General features: G+C 61.8%; 14 protein-coding genes. 3 read left to right on the forward strand and 11 right to left on the reverse strand.

Annotation, left to right across the window (positions count from 1 at the left end; all coding sequences use genetic code 11):
- Positions 1–7: 7 nt before the first annotated feature.
- From FGZ14_RS04730 to FGZ14_RS04750, 5 genes are all read right to left on the reverse strand, one after another.
- Positions 8–685 carry a response regulator transcription factor gene (locus FGZ14_RS04730; RefSeq protein ID WP_139921733.1) on the reverse strand — a complete coding sequence of 226 codons (678 nt, stop codon included), beginning with the start codon at positions 683–685 and terminating at the stop codon, positions 8–10.
- Between the two features lie 366 nt (positions 686–1051).
- Entirely contained in the window at positions 1052–4387 is a 3336-nt protein-coding gene (locus FGZ14_RS04735; protein ID WP_139921735.1) for a UTP--glucose-1-phosphate uridylyltransferase, read from the reverse strand.
- A 212-nt stretch (positions 4388–4599) separates the two neighbouring features.
- The gene (locus tag FGZ14_RS04740; RefSeq protein WP_257883340.1) at positions 4600–5553 is read right to left on the reverse strand and encodes a UTP--glucose-1-phosphate uridylyltransferase; all 954 of its coding nucleotides are present in this window, start codon (positions 5551–5553) and stop codon (positions 4600–4602) included.
- A 584-nt stretch (positions 5554–6137) separates the two neighbouring features.
- Complete coding sequence (locus FGZ14_RS04745) at positions 6138–7259, reverse strand: VWA domain-containing protein (protein WP_219601057.1); 1122 nt, start codon at positions 7257–7259, stop codon at positions 6138–6140.
- A gap of 35 nt (positions 7260–7294) precedes the next feature.
- Positions 7295–7846, reverse strand: coding sequence for a CbrC family protein (locus FGZ14_RS04750; RefSeq protein WP_139921737.1), 552 nt, complete (start codon positions 7844–7846; stop codon positions 7295–7297).
- Positions 7847–8174: 328 nt separating this feature from the next.
- On the opposite strand from FGZ14_RS04750, the gene FGZ14_RS04755 reads away from it, so the two are divergent.
- Entirely contained in the window at positions 8175–10613 is a 2439-nt protein-coding gene (locus FGZ14_RS04755) for a zinc-dependent metalloprotease (protein ID WP_180754494.1), read from the forward strand.
- Between the two features lie 187 nt (positions 10614–10800).
- Here the strand turns inward: FGZ14_RS04755 and FGZ14_RS04760 are convergent, their stop codons facing one another.
- The 4 genes from FGZ14_RS04760 to FGZ14_RS04775 form a co-directional block, all read right to left on the reverse strand.
- Positions 10801–11163, reverse strand: a complete 363-nt coding sequence (locus tag FGZ14_RS04760) for an Imm51 family immunity protein (RefSeq protein WP_180754495.1) — start codon at positions 11161–11163, stop codon at positions 10801–10803.
- Positions 11164–11617: 454 nt separating this feature from the next.
- Complete coding sequence (locus FGZ14_RS04765; RefSeq protein ID WP_139921741.1) at positions 11618–13978, reverse strand: FtsX-like permease family protein; 2361 nt, start codon at positions 13976–13978, stop codon at positions 11618–11620.
- A 41-nt stretch (positions 13979–14019) separates the two neighbouring features.
- Complete coding sequence (locus FGZ14_RS04770; protein WP_139921743.1) at positions 14020–14709, reverse strand: ABC transporter ATP-binding protein; 690 nt, start codon at positions 14707–14709, stop codon at positions 14020–14022.
- Between the two features lie 46 nt (positions 14710–14755).
- Entirely contained in the window at positions 14756–16015 is a 1260-nt protein-coding gene (locus tag FGZ14_RS04775) for an efflux RND transporter periplasmic adaptor subunit (RefSeq protein ID WP_139921745.1), read from the reverse strand.
- Between the two features lie 301 nt (positions 16016–16316).
- Here FGZ14_RS04775 and FGZ14_RS04780 point away from each other — a divergent pair, with 301 nt between their 5' ends.
- Both FGZ14_RS04780 and FGZ14_RS04785 read left to right on the forward strand, forming a co-directional pair.
- Positions 16317–17690 carry a sigma-54 dependent transcriptional regulator gene (locus FGZ14_RS04780; protein ID WP_139921747.1) on the forward strand — a complete coding sequence of 458 codons (1374 nt, stop codon included), beginning with the start codon at positions 16317–16319 and terminating at the stop codon, positions 17688–17690.
- Positions 17680–19035 (forward strand): PAS domain-containing sensor histidine kinase, encoded by a 1356-nt coding sequence (locus tag FGZ14_RS04785; RefSeq protein ID WP_139921749.1) that lies wholly within the window; start codon positions 17680–17682, stop codon positions 19033–19035. Before FGZ14_RS04780 ends, FGZ14_RS04785 begins: the two co-directional genes overlap by 11 nt.
- Positions 19036–19251: 216 nt before the next feature.
- Here the strand turns inward: FGZ14_RS04785 and FGZ14_RS04790 are convergent, their stop codons facing one another.
- Positions 19252–19797, reverse strand: a complete 546-nt coding sequence (locus FGZ14_RS04790; protein WP_139921751.1) for a peptide deformylase — start codon at positions 19795–19797, stop codon at positions 19252–19254.
- Positions 19798–19981: 184 nt separating this feature from the next.
- Positions 19982–21421 carry an amidohydrolase family protein gene (locus tag FGZ14_RS04795; protein ID WP_180754496.1) on the reverse strand — a complete coding sequence of 480 codons (1440 nt, stop codon included), beginning with the start codon at positions 21419–21421 and terminating at the stop codon, positions 19982–19984.
- Positions 21422–21423 lie beyond the last annotated feature (2 nt).

The following is a 21423-nucleotide window of genomic DNA, read 5'->3' on the forward strand; positions in this document are numbered from 1 at the left end:
ACCTTTCCTACCCCTCACGCAGCACGTAGCCCATGCCTACTACCGTGTGAATCAGCTTGGTATCGTAGCCTTTGTCGAGCTTTTTACGCAGGTAGCTTACGTACACGTCGATGACGTTGGTGTTGGTATCGAAGTTGAGTTCCCAGACCTTCTCGGCAATATCGACGCGGGAAATGATTTTGCCCCGGTTCAGCAGGAGGTATTCCAGTAGGGCATATTCCTTGGTGGTTAGGTCGATGCGCTGGCCGGCACGGGTTACGGTTTTGGAGTCGAGGTTGAGCTCCAGATCGGCAATACGGAGCACCTGCTTTACGGCGGCTCCCTCGGCGTGGCGGCGGGTGAGCACGCGCGCCCGCAGCAGCAGCTCCTTAAACTCGAAGGGCTTCACGAGGTAGTCGTCGGCCCCGGCCTCGAAGCCAGTCACCTTATCGTCGAGGCTGTCGAGGGCGGTGAGCAGCAGCACCGGTACGTGGGCATCCTGGGCCCGAATCAACCGGCACAGCTCGAAGCCGTTGACGTAGGGCAGGTTCACGTCCAGAATCACCAGGTCGTAGCGCTGCTGCTGGGCCAAGGACTGGCCCATGCGCCCGTCGTAGGCCACTTCAATTTCGTAGCCCTCATTCTCAAAGCCTTTTTTCACGAAGGAGGCCAGCTTGGGCTCGTCCTCCACCAAGAGTATTTTCATGCAGGGTGCAAGGTAAGGAGTAGCTGCCCGAAGCGGAAGCTGCCAGGGTCGGCATTTGGTAGTTAGGGCGGCTACCCCCATCTTACGCATAAAAGCGTGTGGCTGCTGAATCCCTGTTATCGGTTTCAGCAGCCACACGCTTTTTAAGCATTGACCTAACCCATGTTGCGGAGTACGGAGAACTAGAGTTAGAAACTAGTTCCCCTCCTCAGCTGAGGAGGGGCTAGGGGTGGTTGACGTGGCATAGAACGACACTAGAGGTAGATTCTAAAACCTGTTCAACGATTGATCAACCACCCCTAACTCCTCCTCATCTGAGGAGGGGAGCTAGCTCTAGCTGCACAGTCCGCAATCTAGATTAATACGTTACTCAAACTGCGCCAGCGAAGCTACGTGGTCCTTGCTGCCGTCGGTGACCCAGGCGTCGAGCTGGGCGGGGTCTTTCATCTGCTGGCCGCGGCTGCGGGGTACCACTAGGTAGCCGCAGGGCACATCCGGCAGAGCCGACATATCACTCCAGAGCTTTTCAATCTGCGCAACGGGGTAAATATCCTCCTGGCCGTGGCCCCAGCGGTATTTTACGTCCTTGATGGTCACGTAAGTCGGGATGCGCTGGGCCACGCTGCGCACGGCGCGGGCCAGCTGGGCCTCGTCGCCGGTTTGTAGATCCTGGCGGGTGAGGCCGAAGAGCTCCAGCAGCGCGTCCACCTGAATCCAGGTGGTCATGGTATTGTAGTAGCTCAAACCCAGCTCGTCTTCTTCGTGGGGTTGGGCCAGGCCTTCCAGCAGGCGCACTTGGCCATTCACGCGGGCCAGTCCGCCCCCGCGGTCCTCAATGCGGCGCGGTATCACCTCGAAGGTCAGTACGTTGCGCGAGGCCAGGTGGTATCCCAGCGCGGCGGCGTGCACGTCGGCGCCCAGCGTGTCAATGTTGTGGAGCATGATGGTTTCCACCTGGGGCTGCTCGCGCAGGAGCTGGGCCAGGGTGCCGTTACGCAGCAGGTTCGACACCTCGTACCAGTGACCCAGGGGCGAGAAGCGCTGAGCGGCAATGTTATCGACGTAGTCGGTGGCTTCGCCCTTGCCTTTGGCCCAGGCAATCATGCTACCCCGCACCGCGTCGCGAACCTTCTGCTTGTTCTCGTCGAGGGTTTCCTGGGGCATTTCCTCCCACATAAAGCGCAAATCCCGCTCTGTGGGCACAAACCGCTGCCCGATGCTGCGGCCCGCCGAGAGGTACACCGGCCCCGAGTAGCCGAAGTTGCCAGTGGCGGTCAGCTGCTTGCGGATAGGCTCGTGGGTAAGGTAGCTGGTGGCCACCAGGTGGGGAATCACGGCCCCGTACTGCTCGGCCACTCGGCGCGTTTTGGCTAAGTGAATCTCCAGGAAGCTGCGATGCACACCGGCCATTTCCACAAAGGGGTTCAGAGCTTTGATGACGCCCGCGCCCTTGGTCCAGCGGCTGCCTACCCCGGCGGCCAGGCTCAGCACAGCCACTTTACCGGCCCGGATGGCTTGCTCTCCCGTCGCCTCGTACTGGCTGAGCGTCTCGAACTCCACCACATCGGGCGCTTGCACGTCCTCAATAGTAGTCTCAGCGGCGAGACGGTTGCGCGAGAGGCCGATGCGGCCCTTCTGCAGCTCCTCCCGGATGTCTTCGTGCTGGATGTAGTCGAAGCCGTTTTCCCTTTTGATCTGCTCGGCCTTCTCGTTTTCCGTGCTGCGGTTGCCCTGGGCCGTGGGGTCTGACACCTTGAACAGGTTGCTGACAATGGTGCGCAGCAGGGGGTAGGCCAGGTTGTTCTGCTCGCAGTAGGTCGTGAAAAAGTCGATTTCAGCCCGCCGGATGTAGGAAATGGTTTCCGGTTCCTGCTTTACGAGTTGCGAAACGTGAATGGCATAGTACTGCTCCGGCATCAGGGCCTCCGGGCCCTGGTGCAGCGTGCCCCAGGAGCCGCGCTGGTTGATGCTCCAGTTATACACCACCGGCTCCATGGCGAAGGGTAGAGCCGCCGACAGCTCCTGCTTGGTCTGGCGCAGCAGCTCCAGCACCCGCAGCTTATAGTCCTCGTACTTGTCGGGATTCACGAACATGCCCATGCCCCCGCCCGACATACCGCCCAGCATCAGGAAGCCGTAATAATCGGCCCCGAACTCCTTTTTCGCCTTGGCAATCAGCTGCTCCGTGAAGTAGGTAGAAGCCCAGGGAATGATGGTTTTGATGGGCCCTTCGAAGTTACGGGCCGTATTGGCCCCCAGCTTCTGAATATCTCCCTCCCGGATGGCGGCCAGGATGTTGTCGAATACCTCGTTGGTTTGCTGACGGGCAGCCCATTCCTGCTCGCCGCGGAGCAGGTATTTCTCGGTCACCATTTCCAGAATGGGGCCTACGTTGGAGGCCATGCCGCCGTGCATGAGCACCAGGGAGTTCATGATTTTCTCCCCGATTTCGGGGTGCACTTCCTCGCCCTCCAGTACCCGGTGGCGGGGTAGCAACGTGCCCCGACTGATGTCATATTCCGGGTCGCCGGGCTGGGCAAACGTGCCCTGAATGGCCTTGATGCCCGGCCACACGCCGCCCGAATCCTGCCAGCCACCGCCCGAGCCACCAATCCACTCACCCAGAATAGCCCGCGAGGCTACCAGGCGCCGCTCGCTCTCATCTAGGCCGCCGGTGAGCTGCTGGGTCTGGCCCGTCGCTCGCATCAGCAGGCTGATGATGGAGCCCAGCAGGTTGGTGGAAACGGCAAAGCGCGAGCCTTTCGGAATGTCGTTTACCTTGGTAACCAGCTCAATGCCCATGCCCGGCGCCACGATGCGGGCCAGAATATCGGGTAGGCTCTGGTTGGTGCCTTCGAAGGAGGGCGGAATCAGACCCGAGGCAATGACGCCGGCCTTTACCAGGCTCAGGTAGTCGTTGCCGAAGTTGAACAGGTCGGCCAGGTCGTGCACGTCCTTGGTCGTGTTCAGGTCAATGCTGGTCAGGCGCAGCACCGGGTCCGGAATCACGCGCACGTAGGCGTGCAGGGGCGGCAGAATCTCCTTGTCGCGCCCGAACACGCCCAGGTCGATGGACAGGTTGACTACCCGCGCGCCCTCGGGGTAGTCCATGCCCAGGAAGAAAATATCCGACCAGCCGCTGTGCGTGAGGTCCATGCGCACGGAGGTGCTTTCGTGCAGGATGGGGTAGAAGAGGCTGCCTTCCTGGCGCTGCAGCAGCTGCGGATGGATACGAATCGGGTGCTCTTCCTGGTGGCCGACGCGGAACATCCATTGGTTGCCCTTGCTGGAGCGCACGCTCTTACGCACCTGGTCGGCGAGGATCTGGAAGGAGAGGTGATGGTAGCTTTCGGCCAGGGCGCTGAACAGGGTGGCGTTCGGTCCGTGCGCGTCCAGCTCCCGCAGGAAGGTGCTGATGGCGTGCTCAAAGCGGCGGCCCAGCAAGTCCTCGAAGCCTGCGTAGGGAATCTTGCCCACGGGTGCAATTTCTGAGGACTCCTGCAGGAAAAACCGGAAGCCCGCGTACAGGAACAGAATGGCCCGCACCTTGTCGTAGAGGTTGGGGGTAGCCTTCCGAAACTCGTCCAGCTCCCGCAGGTGGCGCAGCAGCTCCCGGGCCGGCAGCCCACGGCTCAGCTCGTAAAACGAGCGGTTGCGTGCCGCCGGGTCCGGGGAGGTAATGGTATCTATGAATGCATTCATGCAGATGCGTAAGGTCTTATAAGTAGGCGCTACGGTAGCGGCAGGCTGGGAGTAAGGTGCACTTGTTGTTTACACGGCCCGTCATTCCGAGCTTGTCGAGGAATCTCGCGTGCTGACGTAGAAGTACCACCACAACGTCAGCACGCGAGATTCCTCGACAAGCTCGGAATGACGGTCAAACCTGTTGTTCCAGATCAGTTATTATCAGCCTTTTACTTCCCTTTCCGGCTGTTGGCTTCGGCTAGCAGCTCTACTAAGGTGGTGAGGGTTTCGTCGTGGGCTTCGCCGGCCAGGCCCAGGGCAATCTGGGCGCGGAGTAGGCCCTGCTTGCGGCTGAGGTCGTAGCGGTTGCCTTTCACTTCCAGGGCCAGGTATTTCTCGGTGGTAGCCAGCTCCTGCAGGGCTGGGGTGAGTAGCACGTTCGGGCCGCCCGCCTCCATCTGGGGGTGTAGAATGCTGAACACAGCGGGCGTGAGTACGTGCATACCGAAGAAGCAGAGGTAGTAGCCGGCCCGTAGCCCGGGCGTCTGCAGCTCCAGCTCGGCGAGGCTCAACGAAGGCTTCTCAATGATCTTATCAATCTGATACACCCCAATCTGTCCGGCCAGGTGCTGGCCCGTAAGGGTACCGTAGCGGCTTATCTGATGTTCGATGGTGGGGTTCACGGCTGATACCGAGCAGCCTTCCTGACTGGCCAGGGCCAGCAGTTGGGCGGCGCAGCGCTGCCGGGGTACGTCGGAAACGTAGAGGTAGTCGCCGAGCAGGAGCAGGAAGGGCTCCTGGCCCACAAACTCGCGGGCGCAGTACACGGCGTGACCGTAGCCGCGAGCCTCGTGCTGCTCGGCAAACTGCAGGCGGCTAAGCAGGTGGTCGATTTTCTCGGCTTCTTCGCGGGCCCAGTCGATGCCCTGGTAGGACCGGAGCAGGTTGTCGCGCAGGGAGCCGAAGGCTTCGAGGTAGCGCGGGCCGTCGCCGGGGGCGCACACTACGCACAGCTCCTCGATGCCGCTGCTCAGGGCTTCCTCGGCAATAATCTGGATAACGGGCTTGTGCAGGCCATCCACGTCCACCACCGGCAGCATGGCTTTCTGAATGGTGTCGGCTACGGGGTACAGCCGCTCGCCGCGGGCCGCCGCGGTAATAACCGCCTTCTTAATTTTCATCATAAACGCGTAAGCAAGCAGGAGGCGCCACGGCAGGGTGGCGACTGGTAAAGCAATACGGAAGAGTACGCACCGGAAAAAACCGATACGAAAAGCAACCACAAAGAAACGCCGAAAAAAGCCCGGGAGCTGCTACCTGCTACTCTGCAACCTTGTCTGCTAGAGGCTATAAGCCAGTAGTTTACAAGGTTAGGCTAGTGCCGGCGAAATAGAAATTCTACCGAAATCGTTGCCGGTAGTTTGGCGGGTTTCAGTCGGGCTTGACACCAGATTCAGGGTTCACTGGCTTCCGGTCAGCGGTTTGCTGAAGGGCCGCGGGAGTTCCAGGACAGGGAAGCTGAACAGCGCGCTGAACTCATCACGCATAGCCGGAGGCGCAGTATCTCGCTCGGCTAACATTATCAACGTAGTTGTCATACTGAGCTCCGCGAAGCATCTCTGGTGCTTCGTCCTCGCGTAGGAAGTTCGCCAGAAGAAGAGATGCCTGAACTGCGGCTGTGCACCTTGGCTTGATGCGCCACATGCTCGGCATGACACAATCCTTTGGTTCCACCGGTGTTGAGCAAGATGACTCCGACCGGGGCAACCTACAACGGCGCAGCTTTCAGCTCCTGGCCCTGAATGGCGGCCGCCATGAGCTGCGGGAACTGGGCCGGGGTGCAGGCAAAACTTGGGATGCCCAGGGCCGCGAACTGCTCGGCCACGCGCCGGTCAAAGGAGGGCGCGCCATCGTCGGCGAGGGCCAGCAGGGCCACTACGGTTACGCCGGCGGCTTTCAGGGCGGCGGCCCGCTTAATCATCTCGCGCTCGTTGCCGCCCTCGTACAGGTCGCTGATAAGGACCAGAATGGTATCGGTGGGGCGGGTGATGAGTTGCTGGCAATAGGTGAGGGCCAGGTTGATATCGGTGCCGCCCCCAAGCTGTACCCCGAACAGCAGATCCACGGGGTCCTGTAGATCCTCTGAGAGGTTCACCACGGCCGTATCGAACACTACCATGTGCGTTTTCACGGCTTTGATGGACGCCAGCACCGCCCCGAACACGCCCGCGTACACCACCGAGGAGGCCATAGAGCCGCTTTGGTCCACGCAGAGCACAATTTCCTTGAGCGCCTGCCCGCGCCGCCCGTAACCGATGAGCTTTTCCGGAACTACGGTTTTATACTCGGGCTGGTAGTGCTTGAGGTTGGCCCGAATGGTAGCGCCCCAGTTGATTTCGTGGTAGCGGGGGCGGGGGTTGCGCACGGCCCGGCTCAGGGCGCCCTGCACAGCCTGCCGCAGCGCGTTGGCCAGTTTCTGCTCCAGCTCGCGCACTACCTTCAGCACCACCTCGCGGGCCGTGTGCTTCACCTTCTGGGGCATCACCCGGCTCAGCGACATAAGCGTGCCCACCAGGTGCACGTCGGCCTGCACGGTGCGTAGCACTTCGGGCTCCAGCAGCAACTGGTGCAATCCAAGGCGATCCATGGCGTCCTGCTGCATCACGGCTACTACCGAGGACGGGAAGTAGGTGCGAATGTCGCCGAGCCAGCGGCTGACTTTGGGGGCCGAGCCGCCCAGGCCGGCTTTACGCTCCCCGTCGTTGCCGCCATACAGTTGGGTCAGCACTTCATCCATGCGGCCATAATCCGGCGACAGGGATATTTCATTAGCGGCGTCAGCGGAGGAGCCAAGAACCAGTTTCCAGCGGGCAGCAGAGGTTGAGGACACAGCAGGGGGTAGGAAATGGGGAGCTGAAAACTACGTTAGTCACAATCAATATGGAGCCGGTGCTGCCCGCAGTGGTGGCACTGGAACAGGTACCCGGTCAGGCCGCCATCAGCCGACAGGCTTCGGAGCAAAAAATCTTCGTCGGGCCAGCCCTGCAAATCAGGGCGTAGTTCCGGGAGCAGCGGCCGAATATCCTCGCCGCCCACGTAGCCCAGAAACACGCACATGTCTTGGCAATGCGTCAGCCAAACGCCCTGCTGCCAGGAGTTGCAGCCGGGTGAGCGGGATACTACTTCTTCCAGGGAGGCCGCGTTGATAGGAGCTGATGCTTCGGCCGGATCAGGCGAATTGCCTTCCACGGATGCCCAGTCCTGAAATTCCGCGTCCCACTTCGCGGCCGCACTGCCGTCGGCAATGCACCACGGACACAGGTCCTCCACGTCGGCCTCGCAATAAATTGGCCCGGTATAGTTGTACGGGCGCGGCTGCTGGCAGCACTCGCAGGTAATATCCTTCTGCTCGAAGAGCCCCAGGGTGTAGGCATTGGGGTTGAACGTAAACTGCGGTAGGGCGCTGCTGGCGGACATATTAAGTAGGGGTTGCACCGCAAAATAGGCCTTAGCGTGTGGACAGTAAAGTTGTCACGCCAAATAAGCCTGTCATTCCGAGCTTGTCGAGGAATCTCGCCTGCTGACGTAGGAGTACCACCACAACATCAGAACGCGAGATTCCTCGACAAGCTCGGAATGACGTTTGGAGGAAGCAAAGATGGCGCAACGGAGCACGGCGCGGGCGGCTCCGGGTATGAGGCTGCTGAGCAGGAAAATACGCGTTCTGCCCAACGCGTGCGGTAGTCCGTGCTGAATACTGCGCATCCCTCGTTACCTTCCGCCGTCTTCACTACCTCTCCGCTGCATGAAAAAACTGTACTCGCTTCTGGTTGGCTCCCTGCTCATTAGCTCCCACTTAGTTTCGGCCCAAACCCTAGCCGAGAAAACCAAAGGCATGCAAAAGTCGCCGGGCTTTTTTCCGTTTTACTGGGATGAGAAAACGGGCCGGGTGCTGCTGGAAATCGACAAGCTCGACCAGGAAATCCTATACGTTAGCACCCTACCCAACGGGGTAGGCTCCAACGACCTGGGCCTGGACCGCGGCCAGATCGGGCAGACGCGCATCGTGAAGTTTGTCAAGAGTGGGCCCAAGGTGCTGCTGTTGCAGCCCAACTACGATTTCCGGGCCGTGAGTCCGAACGCCGAGGAGCGGCAGTCGGTGGAGAATTCCTTTGCCCAATCGGTACTGTGGGGCTTCAAGGCCGAAGCCCAGGAAGGCAATCGGGTGCTGATTGACCTGACGCCCTTTCTGCTGCGCGACTCCCACCAGCTCGCCGACAAGCTCGAGGACCTGAAGCAGGGCTCTTACAAGGCCGAGGAAAGCCGCTCGGCGGTGTTTCTGCCCAACACCAAGTCGTTTCCGCAGAACACTGAGTTTGAAGCCGTGGTGACGCTCACGGGCAAGGGCAAAGGCCGCGAAATCAACTCCGTTACGCCCGACCCCAGCGCCGTGACAGTGCACCTGCATCACTCCTTCATTCAGCTGCCCGACGATAAGTACAAGCCCCGGGCCTTCGATCCGCGGGCTGGCTACTTCGCCAACGAGTACATGGACTACGCCGCGCCCATCGACCAGCCCATCCAGAAGCGACAGATTGTGCGGCACCGCCTCCAGAAGAAAGACCCCACCGCGGCCGTGAGTGAGCCGGTGGAGCCCATCGTGTACTACCTCGACCGGGGCACGCCCGAGCCCGTGCGCTCGGCTCTGCTGGAAGGGGCCGCGTGGTGGAACCAGGCCTTCGAGGCAGCCGGCTACCGCAACGCCTTTCAGGTGAAGATGCTCCCCGAGGGCGTGGACCCCATGGACATCCGCTACAACCTGATTCAGTGGATTCACCGCTCCTCCCGCGGCTGGTCGTACGGCTCCTCCATCGTGGACCCGCGCACCGGCGAAATTCTTAAGGGGCAGGTGTCGCTGGGCTCCTTGCGCGAGCGGCAGGACTACCTGATTGCCGAGGGCCTGCTGCAACCCTACGAGGACGGCAAGCCCACCAGCCCCGAAATGCTGCGCGTGAGCATGGCCCGTCTGCGCCAGCTGGCCGCCCACGAGGTAGGCCACACGCTAGGCCTGTACCACAACTACGCCGCCAGCACCCGGGACCGGTCATCGGTGATGGACTACCCCGTGCCCCGCCTCAAACTCCGCCCCGATGGCACCGTGGACCTGAGCGAGGCCTACACCACCGAAATCGGCAGCTGGGACAAGCGCGCCATTCTCTACGGCTACCAGGATTTCGGCCCCCAGGCCGATGAAGCCGCCGCCCTCAGGAACATCATCACCCAGACGCTCCGGGATGGCTACGTGTTCATGGCCGATGCCGACGCCCGGGCCCAGGGCGGGGCGCACCCGCTGGCCCACCTCTGGGACAACGGCACCAGCGCCGCCGATGAGCTAAACCACGTCATGGATGTGCGGCGGGCCGTGCTGGACCGCTTCTCCGAAAAAGCTATTGCTCCCAATCAGCCCATGGCTACCCTGGAAGAAGTGCTGGTGCCCATGTATCTGCTGCAGCGCTACCAGGTAGAGGCTACCTCCAAAGTGCTGGGCGGCCTCTACTACACCTACGCCGTGAAAGGCGACGGCCAAACCATAACGCGCCTGGTAGAGCCTGCCGAGCAGTGGAAAGCCTTCGACGCGCTGCTGCGTACGATTTCGCCCCGCGAGCTGGCCCTATCGGAAGAGCTGCTAGCCAAGATTCCGCCCCGCCCCGTGAACTACCCGCGTACCCGCGAAACCTTCAGCGCCCGCACCGGCCTGACCTTCGACCCCACCGGCGCGGCCGAATCGGCAGCGGCTACTACCCTGGAGTTTCTGCTGAACCCCCAGCGCGCCGCCCGCCTCGAAGAGTACCACGCCCGCCACGCCAACCAACCTGGCCTAGCCGCCGTGCTCGACAAGCTGGTGAAGCAGACCTGGCAGGCCAAACCCGAAGCCGGCTACCCCGGCGAGCTGCAGCGTCTGGTAAATATGCTTACCCTGAACCGCCTGCTAACCCTGGCCGCCACCCCGCAAGCGCCCGCCGGCGTGAAAGCCGTAACCGCCATGAAAGTGGATGAGCTGAAAACCTGGCTGCAAAAGGAAGCGAAGTCAGGGAAGGACCAAAGCCGCAAAGCCACCATGTTCGCCGCCATACGCACCATTCAGCAGTTCGAAGAAACCCCCGAGAAATTCCAGCCCGCCCCCGCCTTGCCCATGCCCGACGGCGCCCCCATCGGCAGTGAGGACGGCTGTGCGGGGTTTTAAATGAGGTAGTGGCCTAGGAAAGAAAGGGGCGGTCATACTGATAAAAAAACGGTCCTGCTGAGCTTGCCAAAGCATCTCTACCTCGGACTAATTAACTGGCCTAGAGAAGCGGTAGAGATGCTTTGGCTCCGCGGACGTCAGATCAAGCAAGACTGTTCTTGTGTAGCCGCCATGTAGCCTAGCACCTCTACTCGAAAAAGTCGCCGGGGTCGGCTTGGCTGAGGTATTTGTTGAGGCTACCCAGGTCGGCGAAGATGGGGTGGACCAGGTGCAGGAACTGCTGCGTTGCGGCCCGGCTGTCGGCGTAGGCGCGGAAGATGTCGCCTTCGCCGGCTAGCTCTAGGTGGTCCAGCAGCTCCGGGGTGTGTTCCTCCACAATGGTTTCGATGTGCTCGGCCCAGGAAGCGCCGCTGCCGCTGAACCCGTGCTTTTCAAACACGGCGTAGTAGTCGTCCATTTCTGATAAGTCGACTACAATGCGGTATTGGCGCTCCGGGGTAGCGTGCTCCTGCAGGTCGTAGATGAGGAAGGGGTAGTAGGGGTTGGCCATGAGGTGCAAGGTAGGGGTAGTGGATTGAAGCGCGGAGAGTAAAATTAGTCCAAGCCATTGGTCCCAGTAGTTAGGATGGGGTGCACAGAGGATGATAGCCGGTGGGCTGCACCTCGGTGCCCTCAGCGCGAAGTGTTTAGATGACTTGTTGGAGGAGGATTGCATTCCAGAGAACGACCAGGTCGGTCACCAAGTCCAGCGCCCCGACCAATTCCTTCTAGGCCTCCTCTTGTTTGCGTCGAATCAGCCCGTCGCCACTGAGGGTGACTCAAAAGGTTCGATGTCGGAACCCCGGCCAAAATCAAAGGGCATTGGAAAAAGGGGGCGTCTTTGGCCGAAATGCTTGTCCTCACTGGCGTCAGCTTTTCCTACGTCAAGCGCTACCGCAAACACCTGCAACTACCTAACACCCTTGGTCGGTCCCGACGGCAGCGTAGTAGTAGGCAAGTGGCGGCTACTCCTCGCGCAGGCTCTGCACCGGTTTGTTACGCGCTGCACGCAGGGCCTGGCCGCCCACCGTGAGCCAGGCCAGGAGCAAGGCGCCAAGCCCAGCACTGGCGAAGTACCACCAGCGCAGGTCGATGCGGTACGCAAAATCGGCCAGCCAGTGGCGCATGACCAGGTAGCTCAGGGGCAGTGCCAGCGCAATGGCCACGACTACTAGCCGGGTCAAGTCCTTGGACAGCAGGAAAACCACACTCCACTCACTGGCCCCTAGTGCCTTACGAATGCCGATTTCCTTGCGCCGGCGCTCCGCCGTGAATGTGGACAACCCCAGCAAGCCCAGGCAGGAAATAAGAATCGCCAGGCCTGCAAAGTAGCGTGAAAGCACGGCCACGCGCCGCTCGGCGGCGTACTGAGCTTGGTAGTCGGCTTCCAGGAACTGGTACTCCAGGGTAAAGCCCGGTGCATAGGTAGTGTACAGCCTCTGGAGCCGGCCCAGCGTGGCTTGCTCCTGGCCCGCTTGCAGCTTCACCATCAGCGTGCCCGCTTGCGGTTCCAAGCGCACAATCAGCGGCCGGACTTTCTCGTGCAGCGACTCGTAGTGGAAGTCGTGGACGACGCCCAGGATGCGCGCCTGGCCGAGCCGCTGGCCCACGGGCTGCGTCATGCCCAGGCCGGCCACCAGGGCTTCATTGACGACGATGCCGGCCGTGTCGGACCGGAACTGGCGCGAGAAGCTGCGGCCTTCCTTGATGCGGATACGCAGCGTTTTCAGCAGGTCGTAGCTGGCCAGCAGGGTGTGGGCTAGCACTTTGTGCCCCTGCCACTCCAATTCCCGCCCTGGCCCTCGCTCCCCTAGGAAGCCGCCCCACAGCGCGGAGGCACTGACCACGCCGGGTAGCTTCTGCACCTCGGCCAGAAACGCCGCCGGGCGCTGGGCAGCCCGGCCCGCGGTTTCAAAGTACAGCACATTCTGCTTGTCGTAGCCCAGGCTTTTGCGCTGCACGAAGGCGAGCTGCCGGTTGATGACGAGCACAGCCACGATGAACAGCACGGACAGCGTAAACTGGAACACGACTAGGCCCTGCCGCGTCCACCGGTCCGCCGCCCCCGCCGCCAGTTTGCCTTTCAGAACGGCGGCGGGCCGGAAGCCCGACAGGTAAAAGGCCGGGTAGCTGCCGGCCAGCAGCCCCGTGGCTAGGCCAATTCCCAAAAAGGCCAGCACTAGCCGGAAATCCCACGTCAAGGCCAGGTGCTTGCCTGTCATCTCATTGAAGGCAGGCAGCAGGAGCCCCACCAGCAGCAGTGCCCCGCCCAGGGCCAGCAGCGCTATGGCGGTGGATTCGGTCAGGTATTGCCCCACCAGCATGGCCCGGCTGGCCCCCAGCGCTTTGCGGATGCCCACCTCTTTCATGCGCCGCGAAGCCTTGGCCGTGACCAGGTTCATGAAATTGATGCTGGCGATGACCAGGATGAGCACGGCGACGAGCGCAAACAGGCGCACGTACTCGATGCGGCCTCCGGCTGGCACGCCGTTTTCGTAAACGCTGTGCAGGTAGGCTGCCGAGTAAGGGCGGATGAACAGCTCGCGCTGGGCCGCCTGGGCGCTTTTGCTGCGCAGGTAGCCGGCCAGCTTGGCGTTGAACTGCGCGGCGCTGGCACCCTCCTTCAGGGCGAGGTAGGTCGCAAACGGGCCGTCGTCCGCCCAGTTGACGGGCCCCTCCATGTGCATAATATCTTTAAACACGCTGAACGGCAGCACGAAGTCGAATAGCTCAGAAGAATTGCGCGGCAGCGCGGCGAACACCCCCGATATCCGGCCGGTGCGCTTCAGGTCACCCATGTTCAGCTGCAATTCCACGGTTTGCCCGAGGCTGTTGGCCGGACTGCCGAACAACTTGGTTGCCAGCGCCTCGGAGAGTACCACGGCCTGCTTGTCAGCCAGCACTTGGGCAGGGGCGCCCTGCAGCAGCGGGTAGCTGAAAAGCTGAAAAAACTCCGGGCCGACGAATTTGCCCACGCCCGTCACGTGCTTGCCGGGCACGGCCAGGGTAAATTTTGGAAAGAAGTTGGCTGGCGTGGCGGCCACCGCGTACTCGATTTCCGGCATTTCCTCCCGCAGCGTTTCGGCCAGCCGGGGCGCCGTGCCCGCGCGGGTGTCGATGCCTCGCGCCGTGCGCTGGTTTTCCATCACCTGAAACAGGCGGTGGTCCAGGGCGTGGTAGGCGTCGAAGCTGCGCTCGTCCTGAATCCACAGGTAGATGGTCAGGGCGCAGGCCAGGCCAGTAGACAAGCCCACCAGGTTGATGAGAAACGTGCCGGGAAACCGCTGGGCGTGGCGGTAGAGCAAGAGCAGGGCGTGCTGGAACATAAACGCGGGCGTGAAGAAGTGTAACGGAGGGAAGGCCGCGCTCAGGCGCTGAACTGGCTGCGGCTGTTTTCCAGCACGATGCTGCCATCCAGCAGGCGCACGATGCGCCGGGCATAGCGGGCGTCGTGCTCGGAATGGGTCACCATGACCACGGTGGTACCGGCCTCATTCAGGTTCGTGAGCAGGGCCATCACCTCCTGGCCCGTGGCCGAGTCCAGATTGCCGGTGGGCTCGTCGGCCAGCAACAGCGGCGGCTGGTTTATCACGGCGCGGGCCACGGCTACGCGCTGTTGCTGGCCCCCGGAAAGCTGAGCCGGAAAATGGTTGCGGCGGTGCAGCAGCTGCAAGGCATCCAGCTGCTGCCTGACGCGCTGCTGCCGCTCGGCCGCCCCTACGCCCAGGTAGCGCAAAGGCAATTCCACGTTTTCGAACACGGTCAGCTCGTCAATCAGGTTGAAGCTCTGAAAAACAAACCCAATGCTGCGCTTGCGCAGCTCGGTCCGCTTCCGCTCCGAAAGCCGGCTGGTTTCGGTGCCCAGAAAGTGCAGGCGGCCCGCGTCAGGCTCGTCCAGCAGCCCCAGCAGGTTGAGCAAGGTTGACTTGCCGCAGCCCGAAGGTCCCATAATGGCTACAAAATCGCCTGGCGGCACTTCCAGCGAGACGTTGTTTAGCGCCAGCGTGGCCACGTCGGCGGTGCGGTATACTTTTTCCATGTTCTCGATTTTAATCATGTTGGTAGCACTACCGTTTGGTAAGGGAAAGGAAAGAAACCCGGCATTAGTCGGTGCCGGCACTCAGTGTCAGCTCGGCGTGGCTTTCGTAGCCTTCATAGCTGGAAGTGATGACCCGGTCGCCGGGTTGCAAGCCGGCTAGCACTTCAAAATACTCAGGGTTTTGGCGGCCCAGGCGAACCGCAACCCGCTGCGCCCTCGTGCCGGCCGGGTTTACCTTGAACACCCAGTTGCCGACCGTTTGCTGGTAGAAACCGCCCTTAGGCAGCCGCACGGCTGGCGCCTGCTCGCTCAAGGCTAGGCGCACCGGCAGGGTCTGGCCGCGCCGCAGCCCCGGCGGCTCGGTGCGGCCAAACTGTAAGTCAACTAGCAAGCCTTTCGTCACTTGGGGGTATATTTTGGTGAGGCGCAGCGGGTATGCGGCGCCGTCAACCAGCACTTCCCCGGCTTGGCCCACCACGATTCGGCTGATGTAGAACTCGTCCACAGTGGCCTGAATTTTAAAGCCTGAGAGGGCATCAATCTGACCCAGGCGCTGGCCCCGCGCCCGGGCTGCCCCCACCTCGGCGCTGAGCGAGGTGAGGCGGCCGCCTACCGGGGCCCGGACCAGCAGGTCGTCCATCTTGCGGCGCATCAGGGCCAGGTTGCTGTTCATGCGGCCCAGGGAGGCCTGCATTTTGCCGACCTGCTGCATCATGGCTACCGAATCCTGGCGCAGGGCTTGCCGCGCCAGCGCCCGCTTGCGCACGAGGTAGCGGTAGGCGTTCTGGCTGCGCAGGTAGTCCTGGTGGGCAATGACCTTTTCCGCGTAGAGGGTGGCGTTAGTGTCAAACAGCCGCTGGGCCTCGGCGAGCTGAAAATCCAGGTCGGTCAGCTGGTTCTGGCGCTGCATCCGGTTTTGCACCAGCTGGTTGCGTGTGTTCTGCAGGTTGTTCATCAGTTCAAACACGGCCGTTTCGCGGTTCACCATTTCCAGCTGCAGGTTCGTGTTGGTCAGGCGCAGAATCGGCTGGCCCGGCGTCAGCGTCGCGCCTTCCTCTACCAGCAGCTCCTGCACCGTGCCGTCCTCGGCCGCGTCGAGGTAAGTGGTACGCAGGGGTTGCACCACCCCGTCGAGGGCGGTAAACTCTTGAAAGACGCCCCGGCTTACCGGGCTGATGGTCAGGCGGCGGGTATCTACCCGGAGCCCACTAGCCGAGCGGGCCGTGAACACGCTGGCGGCCAGCAGCCCCACCAGCAGCAAGCCTCCCGTCACCAGCAGGAGCTTAGCCAGCGGCCACTTTTTCTGGATAATTGGAACGTCCATGCAGGTAATGGCTTGAAGTCGTGGGGTTGCGCCCTGAGCTTATGCCAAGAACAGTGCCTTCGTTGTAACTCCTTGTATTGCAATGAATCAACTTATTGCCCTTTGCTCAGCTCCGCTAAAACGTCCGGTTTCGATACACGTAACCGTCCGGTTGTGATACACCCACATGCGGTCTTGATCTAGGAAATCGGCTTGCCCGACGCAGAAAGCCCCCTGACGTACCCATAGCATGGTTTGTGTGCGCCGGTGCTTGGCTTAGTTGCCCGCAAGCGTTACTTTTCCGCCTTATTCTCTCCGGCCCATGATTGCCAAGCAAGCCCGCGTATTGGTAGTAGATGACGACAGCGACGTGCTGTTTGCCGTGAAGATGCTGCTCAAAACCGAGGTGCAGGAAGTTGTCACGGAAACGAACCCCGAGCGGTTGCTCTCGCTACTGAGCAAGCAGTCTTTCGATGCCATCCTGCTGGACATGAACTACCGCAGCGGCGTCGCCACGGGCAACGAGGGGTTCTACTGGTTGAGCCGCATACTAGAGCGTGACCCACAAGCGACCGTCCTCATGCTAACCGCCTACGGCGACGTGCCCACCGCCGTGCGCTCCCTCAAAGCCGGCGCCACGGACTTCCTGCTCAAGCCCTGGCGTAATGAGCAGCTGCTACACGCCCTGACGGCCGCCCTGAACGCCCGAAGCGGCCGCCACGGCCAGCGGGCCCCGCAACGTCCGGCTGCTCCGCGGGCTACGGCCGCGCTGCTGGGCGAATCGACGGCCATGCAGGAAGTGTTGGCCCTAGTCGAGAAAGTGGCTCCCACCGAAGCCAACGTGCTGCTGCTGGGCGAAAACGGCACGGGTAAGGAATTGGTGGCCCAGGCCCTGCACGCCCAGTCCTACCGGTCTAGCCAGCCCTTCGTCACTGCCGACGTGGGCGCCCTGAGCGAGGGGCTGTTTGAGAGCGAATTGTTTGGCCACGTTAAGGGTGCCTTCACTGATGCCAGAGAAACCCGGGTGGGCCGTTTTCAGGCGGCCAACGGCGGTACTTTATTTCTGGATGAGCTGGGCAACCTGTCCTTGCCCCAACAGGCCAAGCTGCTCACAGTCCTGCAAAACCGGCAGGTTACACCCGTCGGCAGCAACGCGCCCGTGCCGGTGGACATCCGGCTTGTGTCGGCCACTAATGCCCCGCTGGCCGAGTTGGCCGCCCGGGGGGCGTTTCGTCAGGACCTGCTCTACCGGCTGAATACCGTCGCGCTAACCCTACCTCCCTTACGCGAGCGGGGCGACGATGTACTGCTGCTGGCCCGGCATTTTGCCACCATGTACGCCGCACGCAACCGCAAGCCTACGCCGGACTTCACGCCGGCCGCACTGGCCCGGCTGCGGCAATACCCGTGGCCGGGCAACGTGCGGGAGCTGCAACACGCCGTGGAGCGCGCCGTCATCCTGGCCGCCGGCCCCGCGCTGCAGCCGCAGGATTTTCCGCTGGCACCGCCGACTAAGCCAACTGCCCCCGCGCTGGCTTCGGCCCAGCCGGCCAAGCCGTTGCAGTTGCTGGAAGTAGAGAAAAACACTATTCTGCGCGTCATCGAGCGTCACAACGGCAACCTGACTCAGGCGGCCAAAGAACTGGGCCTTACCCGCACAGCACTTTACCGCCGACTGGAGAAACATGCCATTTAACCGCCCCTCCGCCGGCATCCTGCTCCGACTGGTAGCGCTGCTGGCGACCCTGAGCGGGGCAGGGTACTGGGCGCTGCACGGGCGCGCGGGCTGGGCCGTGCTAGCCGGCCTGCTGCTGGCGGCCCTCACGGTAGAGCTGGCCAGCTACCTGTCGCGGGGCCAGAGGCAGCTGGCCGACTTTCTGCTGGCGGTGCAGTACCGCGACTTTACCCAGCACTTTGACCCACGGCAGGCGCCCCCCGGCCTGCGGCCCCTGTACGCGGCGTTCAACCAGCTTAACGCAACATTTCGGGAGCTGCGGGCCGAGAAAGACGCCCAGTTTCACTACCTGCAAACCATCCTGGCGCTGCTCGACACCGGCTTGCTGGCCTACGACGCCACAGGGCAGGTTGAGTGGGTGAACGATGCCTTTACGCAGCTGCTGGCCCTGCCGTACCTGAACACCCTGCAGGCGCTGCAAACGCGCCATACTAGGCTCTACGCGGCAATTAGCCGCGCCACGCCGCATCATTCGCCGGTCGTGGAAATCACCGTCAACCGCCAGGTGCTGCGGCTGCTGCTCTCGGTTACGCGCTTCAAGCTCCGCGGCCGCGACGTGACGCTGCTGGCAGTCAAAAACGTGACCCACACGCTTGCCAGCACTGAAACCGACGCCTGGCAGAAGCTGCTGCGGGTGATGACGCACGAAATCATGAACTCGGTAACGCCTATTGCCTCCCTGGCCGATACGCTACGCCGCCACCTGGCCCTGATCCAGACGGCTGGCCCGTCGACGGAAACGCCCGGCAGCAGCCCGTTCGACGACGTAGCGGCCGGCCTGAGCATCATCCAGCAGCGCAGTGAGGGCCTGCTACGGTTCGCACAGGTCTACCGCAACTTTAGCACCATTGCCACGCCTCAGCTCATGCGCGTGCCGGTCCAGGCCTTGTTTCAGGACGCCCGCACCTTGCTGGAAAAGCAGTTTGCGCAGCAACACATTCGGGTAGTTATCACGGTGCATCCTGCGGCCCTGGCCGTAGAAGCGGACCGCCAGTTGCTGGAACAGGTGCTCATTAACTTGTTGCTGAATGCCATCCGGGCCGTGACGGCCGCTCCCCAGCCCCAGATTCAGTTGCTGGCCCACTTGGACGAGCGCGAGCAGGTAATGCTGGAAGTTATCGACAACGGCACCGGTATCGCACCGGACCTCCTGGAGAGCATCTTCATTCCGTTCTTCACCACCGACCCTGGCGGCTCTGGTATTGGGCTCAGCTTAGCCCAGCAAATCATGCAGCTGCACCACGGCAGTATTCACGTGCATTCTGAGGAAGGAGCGGGCAGCCGGTTTCAGCTGCGTTTTCCATAAACCAGGCAGAGGACGAACCGTTGATGGGCAGCCCAACGGCTCGCGGCCTGTACACCTTGACCTACTCACGAAGGGTGAGAGCTTAGAGTAGTTTTATCCCCCGTTGCTACAAGAAGGCCAGGTAGTAGATTGAAGTAGCGGCGCTTACTTGTGAAACTGTCATCCTGCGCATGGCGCACATCAAGTGGGGACGAAGGATGAAGGACTTTCTCCCTATTACTCGCCAACTCGTCCGTACGGGCTATCCATCTTGTAGCGCCGCTCAAATTCCTCGCGGGAGCAGAGCGACTTTACATCCACCATGCGGTCCAGGGACAGGATGCCGTCGAGGTGGTCGATTTCGTGCTGGAGCAGTTCGGCTAGGTCGTCCTCGGGGCCGGCATGGGTTTCGTGCCACTGGCCTTGCAGGTCCTGGTAGCGCACGGTTATCCACTTGTAGCGCTCTACCTGCATGAAGATGGAAAGAAAGGAGAGGCAGGCATCCCAGACGACCAGTTTCTCTGGGCTGTGGGCCACGATGCTGGGGTTAATGAGCGGCCACACCGGGTGGCCTGGCAGACGCAACAGAATCGCGCGCTGCAGCTCGCCAATCTGGGGCGCGGCAATGGCCCGGCCGTAGCCCGTGGTTTCGCGCCAGTGGGCCACCGTGTCGGTCAGGTCCGTGACCAAGTTGGCTACTTCCGGGGAGGTAGGGTCGGCTACGGGTTCGGCTACCGCACGCAGGGTAGGGTGGCCAAGCTGCAGAATGTCGCGGATGGGCATGGAGAATCTGGTGTTGAAGCTAAGCTAGAGCTAGTTCCCCTGCTTGGATAAGGAGGGGCTAGGGGTAGTTGAAAAACTAGAGCTAAAAACTAAAGCTAGATTAGATATTAGTTGATATCCAGGTATATCAACCACCCCTAACCCCTCCTCATCTGAGGAGGGGAACTAGCTTATAGCTCTAGTTCTACTCGGAGTGCTTGATGGACTGCACCATCTGGCGCAGCTCCAGGGCGCTGTACACCCGGCCGCGCGTAATGACTGTGTTGATCTGACGTAAATGAGCAATGTCTTCCAGCGGATTCTGATTGAGCAACACCAAGTCGGCGTCTTTACCGGCCCGGATGGTGCCGGAACGCTGGTCGGCTTTCAGGAAACGGGCCCCATTGATGGTGGCGGCTTGGAGTGCCTGAGCCGGGGTGAGGCCCGCCTGCACCAGCAGCTCCAGCTCGCCCAGTAGGGAGGTGCCGGGGTACACGTAGGAGTTGGACGCGCCGCTGTCGGAGCCGGCCAGCAGCGTGACGCCGGCTTGCTGCAGGGCCGGCACCAGGGTCATGAACTTGGCCGAAAGCTGCTTGTTGAAGGCGCGGGTAGCTGCCGATTGAGCCCGGGCCCCGGCCAGGCGGCGGGCGTAGGTAGCCTGAATTTTGGGGTCGATGTACGCCAACAGGGTGTCGCGGGAGTGGTCGGTTTCGGGCAGTTCGGCCAGTAGCTTCTGAATGTAGAGCGTAGGCACCACGGCGGTATGGTTTTTCGCCAGCGTCTGATAGAGGCGGGCGGCCGTAGCCGCGTCGTAGGTGCGGTAAATGGCGGGCAGCACCGCAAACAGGCCCAGGGGCTTGGGTGTGTTCAGGCTGCGCTGCACGGCCTGAGTGATGCTGTCCTCCCGGTTGGAGCAACCCTTAAACACGTAGTACAAATGCTCCGAAGCATCCAGGCCGCGCTCTGAGGCTTCGCGTAGGGTAGCGGTGTAGGGCATGTGGCCGGTGGTGAGCATGCCGCGCTTCTGGGCCGCCGCAATTGTGTTAAGAAAAGCCTCCCGCGAGATGGTACTTTCATAAAGCTTCACGTAATCGACTTTTAGCCGCTGCAGCGAGTCGAGAGCCTTGTCGATCTGCGCTTGATTTTCCACCTCCAGCGAGCCCGCCCAGAACGCCTTCGGTCCATCGATTTTGGGCCCCGAGGTGTAGATAGTAGGCCCAGCCAGCTGTCCGGCGCGGATCTGCTCCCGCCAGACGAAGATGCTCGGCGTCAGGTCGCCGCCCGCGTCGCGCACGGTGGTAATGCCGTGGGCCAGGTATAGGGGGAGCAGGTTGCGGTTGGCCGTAATAAGCGAATCACCGCCCCGGAAGTGCACGTGCATGTCCCAGAGACCCGGAATCAGGTATTTACCGGTGCCATCCACGGTGCGCCTGGAAACAAGGGCCGGGCCGCTGGTGTTGGTTACCTGCCGAATCTGCCCATTAGCAATTGCTACGGTTTGGTTGGGGCGTACCTGGCCAGTTTCCACATCCACTACGTTGGCGTGGGTGATAACCAGGTCGTAAGCCGGTTGGCTTCGGTGGCCGGCGCAGCCCGCGACCAGCAGGGGCAGGGTTGCGGCCAGCAGGCGGGGTAGGAGTTTCATGA

Source organism: Hymenobacter sp. DG01, from assembly GCF_006352025.1.
In the GTDB taxonomy this organism is placed as follows: domain Bacteria; phylum Bacteroidota; class Bacteroidia; order Cytophagales; family Hymenobacteraceae; genus Hymenobacter.